The 5,673-nt window shown below is 67.5% G+C and carries 4 protein-coding genes; 3 read left to right on the top strand and 1 reads right to left on the bottom strand.

The window, feature by feature from the left end; genetic code table 11:
* The coding region (locus ACFE7D_RS13820) for a zinc-dependent metalloprotease (protein ID WP_375395993.1) at positions 1–1,864 on the top strand (1,864 nt) is incomplete at its 5' end.
* Complete coding sequence (locus tag ACFE7D_RS13815; protein WP_375395992.1) at positions 1,861–3,159, top strand: MFS transporter; 1,299 nt, start codon at positions 1,861–1,863, stop codon at positions 3,157–3,159. The genes ACFE7D_RS13820 and ACFE7D_RS13815, both read left to right, overlap by 4 nt.
* Here ACFE7D_RS13815 and ACFE7D_RS13810 read toward each other — a convergent pair.
* Positions 3,145–4,959, bottom strand: coding sequence for a DUF885 family protein (locus ACFE7D_RS13810; protein ID WP_375395991.1), 1,815 nt, complete (start codon positions 4,957–4,959; stop codon positions 3,145–3,147). The genes ACFE7D_RS13815 and ACFE7D_RS13810 overlap by 15 nt on opposite strands.
* Positions 4,960–5,223: 264 nt before the next feature.
* Between ACFE7D_RS13810 and ACFE7D_RS13805 the strand changes: the two genes are divergently transcribed.
* Positions 5,224–5,661 (top strand): hypothetical protein, encoded by a 438-nt coding sequence (locus ACFE7D_RS13805; RefSeq protein ID WP_375395990.1) that lies wholly within the window; start codon positions 5,224–5,226, stop codon positions 5,659–5,661.
* The last annotated feature ends 12 nt before the right edge of the window (positions 5,662–5,673 follow it).

Here is a 5,673-nt window from a genome sequence, read left to right as displayed (position 1 = left end):
CTTCCCCGACAATCTGGAGATCGACGCGGTCCAGACCTTCATCTCGGCGAAGCCCGGCGCGGAGGTCGAGAATATCGCGCCCGATCCGCGCGCGGTCAGCTTCACCGTCCATCACAGCTTCGTCCGCCTGCCCGCGCCCGGCTTCGTGCCACGCGCGTTCGATCAGCGGATCGGCGGCTTCTCGACCCAGACGGTGGAATTCGCCGCGCCGCTTGGCGATGACGTCGTCCGCGACATCGCCAACCGCTTCCGGCTCGAACGGACCGATCCCACGGCGGCGCGCTCGACGGTCAAGAAGCCGATCATTTTCTATGTCGATCGCAATGCGCCGGAGCCGGTCCGTACCGCGCTGATCGAAGGCATCCGCTGGTGGTCCAAGGCGTTCGACGCGGCGGGGCTGGTAGACGCTTTCCAAGTCGAGCCTTTGCCTGAAGGTGCCGATCCGCTGGATGTGCGGTACAATATCGTGAACTGGGTCGACCGTGCGACCCGCGGCTGGTCTTACGGACAGGAGATCGTCGATCCGCGTACCGGCGAGATCGTCAAGGGCATGGTCGTCCTCGGCTCGCTTCGCGCGCGTCAGGATATCCAGATTTTCGAAGGGCTGGTCGGCGCAAGCGCCATCGGCACGGGCGACGCGAACGATCCCGTCCGGGTCGCGCTCGCCCGGCTGCGGCAACTCGGCGCACACGAGGTCGGCCATGCGCTTGGCTTCGCGCATGACTTCGCGGCCAGTACGCAGAACCGCGCATCGGTTATGGACTACCCTGCCCCGCGGATCGGGCTGAAGGACGGCAAGCCCGATCTGTCGGATGCCTACGGCGTCGGCGTCGGTGTGTGGGACATGGCCACGGTCGACTGGCTGTACGGCGCGCCGAACGACGCCGCAGCCAGTGCGAAGGCTGCCGATGTAGTCGCCAAGGGCATGCGCTATGTCGCGGACGACAATGCGAGGGCTCCGGACACCGCACAGCCATGGGGCGCATTGTGGGATGACGGCGCGGACCCGATCGCCGAACTCGACCGGCTGATGCGCGTGCGGCGTGCCGCGATCGATCGGTTCGGCCCCGAGATGCTTTCCCCCGGCGAGCCCGCGGCAGACCTGCGCCGGCGGTTCGTGCCGATCTGGCTGCTGCATCGTTACCAGCTCGTCGCCGCGGCCAAATCGATCGGTGGCGTGGACTTCGGCTACGCGGTCGCGGGTAGTCCGAACGCGGTATCGCCGCCCGTCTCTCCCGAGCGCCAGCGCGCCGCCTTGGCCGCCGTGCTGGCGACGATCACGCCGCAAGCGCTTGCCGTGCCGAATGCCCTGCTGCCGCTATTGTCGTCGGCGCGTAACGGCAGCACAAACCGGCAATTCGATATCGAACTCTTCCAGTCTGCGGGCGGTCCGGTATTCGATCCGCTGGTCGCCGCCGACGTCGCGGTCGAACTCGCGATCAACACGCTGCTCGCGCCCAAGCGGCTGCAGCGGCTCGCGATCCAGCATGCCGCGGACGCCAGGGCGCCTGGCGTGCAGGAAATGCTCGACCGACTGATCGCGGTCGCCGTCTCCACGACCGGGGACGCGCTGTCCCGGCGGATCGCCTACCGGACGATCGTGATCATGGCGCAGATTGCGCGGCGCGCCGATACCGATCCCGACACTGCCGCGTTGCTGGACGCCCAGGTCCGTTCGATCGCCGAAACGCTGGCAAAGCATGTGCAGGATCCGGACGGCCGTGCCTGGGCGTCGAGCCTCTCGCGCCAGTTGCTCGATCCGCTCGCGCGCGAGCGGTTGCTGGCGGACCGGCCGCGGACCACGGAGATTCCCCCGGGCGACCCGATCGGCGGCGAGGCGGACTGGATGGGCGACCTGGAGTGAGCATTGGAGATGCAGCCCGGTCGGGACCGCGCAAGCCGTCGCTGTCGCGGCGGCAGATCGTCGCGATCGCGTCGGGCAACGCTCTCGAGTTCTACGATTTCGTCGTCTACGCGATCTTCGCCGCGCAGATCGGGCGGACGTTCTTCCCATCGGACGTGCCGGGGGTCAGCCTCCTCGCCTCGCTCGCGACCTTCGGCGTCGGTTTCGTCACCCGTCCGCTCGGTGCGCTCTTCATCGGGCGATGGGCCGACCGGATCGGGCGCAAGCCGGCGATGATGGTGTCGTTCACGCTGATTGGAATATCGGTCGGCGGTCTCGCGCTGACGCCCGGCTACGCGACGATAGGTGCCGCGGCCCCGCTGCTGGCGATCTTCTTCCGCCTGTTGCAGGGCTTCGCGCTCGGCGGCGAGGTCGGCCCGAGCACCGCGCTTCTGCTCGAAAGCGCACCCGCACATCGCCGCGGCCTGTACGTGTCGTTCCAGGCAATGAGCGCGGACGGCGCAGTGCTGGCCGCCGGTGGCATCGGCATGGCATTGTCGAGCTGGCTGGACGCCGCTGCGCTCGACCGCTGGGGCTGGCGCGTAGCGCTGCTGGTCGGCGTGGTGATCGTCCCGTTCGGGCTCGCTATCCGTCGGACGATCACCGAGACGCTGGAACCGGACGACGTCCCCACCGCCGCAACCAGGCCGGCGACGCGGCAGATCGTGGCGCTCGGTCTCACGATGCTGGCCGCCGCCACCATCGCCAATTACGTCCTGATCTATCTGGGCACCTACGCCAAGACGACGCTCGGCATCGCGCAGACCTCGGCCTTCGCGTCCACGATGCTCGTCGGCCTTGGCGGCGTGCTGTGCGATCCGCTGAGCGGATGGCTCTCCGATCGCTACGGCCGGCGACCGGTGATGATCGTGCCGGCGGTCCTGCTTCTGCTGGTCGTGCTGCCCGCATTCTGGGCGATCGTGCATTATCCGACGCCGGGCATGCTCTATGCGGTCAGTACGATCCTCGCCTGCATGCTCGACCTGTCGACCGGCACCATCCTAGTCGCGGTCGCGGAGGCATTGCCGCAGCGACAGCGGGCGGGTGGCTTCGCGCTGATCTACGCGTTCGCGATATCCGTGTTCGGCGGATCGACCCAGTTCGTCCTGGCATGGTCGATCCGCGCCACCGGCAATCCGCTGACGCCGGCTTTCTACATGATCGTGGCGCTGGCAGCCGGTATCGGCGCGATGATCGCGATCCGCGAAACGGCACCGCCGCGGGCGGACGCCGCAAGAGCCTCAGGCGCGGCTTGACTGGATGTAGCGGGTGACATTGCCGGCGAGAACGTCGAGCGGTACGTTGCCCCCATCGACCACCGCCTGGTTGAAATCCCGCAAGTCGAACCGCGCGGCCAGCGCCGCCTTCGCCCGGTCGCGCTGCGCCACGATCTCCGTCTGTCCGACCTTGTAGCCGCACGCCTGCCCCGGCCATGCGCAGTACCGATCGACCTCACTCGCGGCATTGGTGCGGGGGAGCCCGGTCGCGGCGACGAACTCGGTCAAGGCCCGTTCGCGCGACCAGCCCATCGCATGGATACCGGTATCGACCACCAGTCGAACCGCACGCCACGACAGACCCATCAGATAGCCGAGCTCCCCGGCGGGGTCGTCGTCATATATGCCTAGTTCGTCGGCCAACTCCTCGGCATAGAGCGCCCAGCCTTCCGAATAGGCGTTGAATGCCAGGATCGAGCGGATGAGCGGCAGCTGCTGCGCATATTCACCTTGCCAAACATGCCCTGGAATTCCTTCGTGGAAGACCAGGTCCGGAATCGTGACCTTGTTGTGGATCGACGGATCGCCGAGGTTCACCCAGATCTTGCCGGGCACCGACCCGTCGAGCGATCCGGGGCCGCCGTAAGCGGCGGGGGCACCAGGCTCCTCGGCAAGCGGGAGGCGTCTGATTTCGAGATTGCCCTTTACCAATCGGCGAAAGGCGTGCGGCAGGCGTGGGCGGATCGCGGCGATCTTGGCCTGCATATAGGCGACGATCTGCCGACGCCCTTCGTCGTCGTTCGCAAACCCGATGCCGGGCCGGCGCTGCAGCGCGATCGCACGCTCCGCGACCGTGCCTTTGGTCAGCCCGAAGCCCTCGAGGACGATATCCATCCGCGCTTGTAGATCGACGAGCTGGGCGATCCCCATCGCGTGCAGATCGGCCGGCGTCCGCCGCGTCGTCGTGCTGGCGCGCAAGCCCCATGCATACCATTCCGCACCATGGGGTCGCGATCCCAGACCGGCGACGTCGTTCGCGACCGCCCGCTGCGCGCGGATTTCCGCCAGCTGGCATTCCAGCGCCGGGATTACGACTTCGCGAACGATTCGTTCGGCGCGCGCGACCCAGTCACCGGGGATCGCCCGGGTCCTGCGCGCCAGCGGGCCGATCAGCGGTCCGTCGCTGCGCGCCGCCTCGGCTAGCGTCCGCGTCATCCCGGCGATGGTCTTGTCCAGCAGGAAAGCCGGCGGCACGAGCCCCTGCGTCCGCGCAAGCTGGACCCGCGCCGTCTCGCCATCCAGCTGCGCGCCCATCGCCGACAGGCGTGCGAGATAGGCGTCGGCATCGGCCGCGTCATGGACCGGCTGTTCGCCATCGAGCAACTGCGCGACGTCGAGCCAGGCCCCGACATTCTGGACCACGCCATAAGGTGTATTGCGCCAGTTCCCGATGGTGGCGACGCCGTACGGCAATGCCATGCCGTCGAGCGCGGTACGAAACGCGGTCTCGGTGACGGCGAGCGAAGTCAGCGTGGACGGATCGAGCCCGCCGCGCGGCACCCGCGCCAGTTCCGCCAGGGCGGTCGACAGAAACCGTCGCCGCGCCGCCACGCCGGCATCCGAACGATTGGCAAGCCGGCTTCGCAGCGCGGCATGGGATCCCGTATCCACGCCGAGCCGCGTCGCCTCGGTCGGTTCCAGTTCCAGCAATTGCCAGGCGAGCCGATCGAGCAACGCCGCAGCCGGCGATGACGGTATCCCGGCGCGGAGGGGTGCGGCGGCGAGTGCGGTCGCGATCCCCTTCAAGGTATCGCGGCGGGTCAGTGTCCAGAAATCCATCGACCGTTGGTGGCGGATGACGTCACGTCGGTCAAATCGAACGATGGCGAGCGGCTTGGACGCTAGCTGCTCGCCGCAGGCCCCATTTCCCACGTCCCTTCCTGATGCGAGCGGAGCGTGAAAAGGCCGGATGAAGCAGGTGGACACAATCGCGGGTCATCGGTGTACGCGGCGACATGCCCTCCTACATTTTCCGCTCATGGACCGCATGGCGGGATCCTCAGCACCTTCTGGGCGAACTGGTCCGACATGCAGGTGAAGACAGTGCAGCATGGCATCGGCGAGGTCGGTCGGCGCAGCGCGGTGACCGGCCAACTGGTTTGCGGCAACACCTTGCTCGACGCGGCGACACTGGCGGCCAATCGCTGCGATTTCGGCAGCGAAATACGCACGCACACGCTCGACGATGCCTATCACCGCGCGCGGTCGCCCGATTGGGCACGCGTGACAGTGCCGCTGCTGACCGCGGCGAATTGGGGCGGACAGGGGCTGCATACGCGCGGCAATTTCGAAGGATTCTTGCGGGCGGCCTCGCCGCATAAGTGGCTGGAGGCGCACGGCCTGGAGCATCGGACTCATTTCTACACGGATTATGGACGCGAGCTGCAGAAGCGCTTTTTCGATCATTTCCTGAAAGGCGACCCCGACTCATGGCGCGACGAGGATCGTGCCCCACGGCGTGGTGTAGCTTCGCCGGTGTGATCACGGCGATCT

The organism is uncultured Sphingomonas sp., assembly GCF_964244235.1.
Lineage (GTDB): Bacteria > Pseudomonadota > Alphaproteobacteria > Sphingomonadales > Sphingomonadaceae > Sphingomonas.
Note: the sequence above shows the minus strand (reverse complement) of the source record. Positions and strands in the feature narration are given on the sequence as shown.

What these genes read in the sequence shown, in the direction of transcription:
- ACFE7D_RS13810 (WP_375395991.1), bottom strand. Translation starts at nt 4,959, where the DNA reads ATGGATTTCTGGACACTGACCCGCCGCGATACCTTGAAGGGGATCGCG.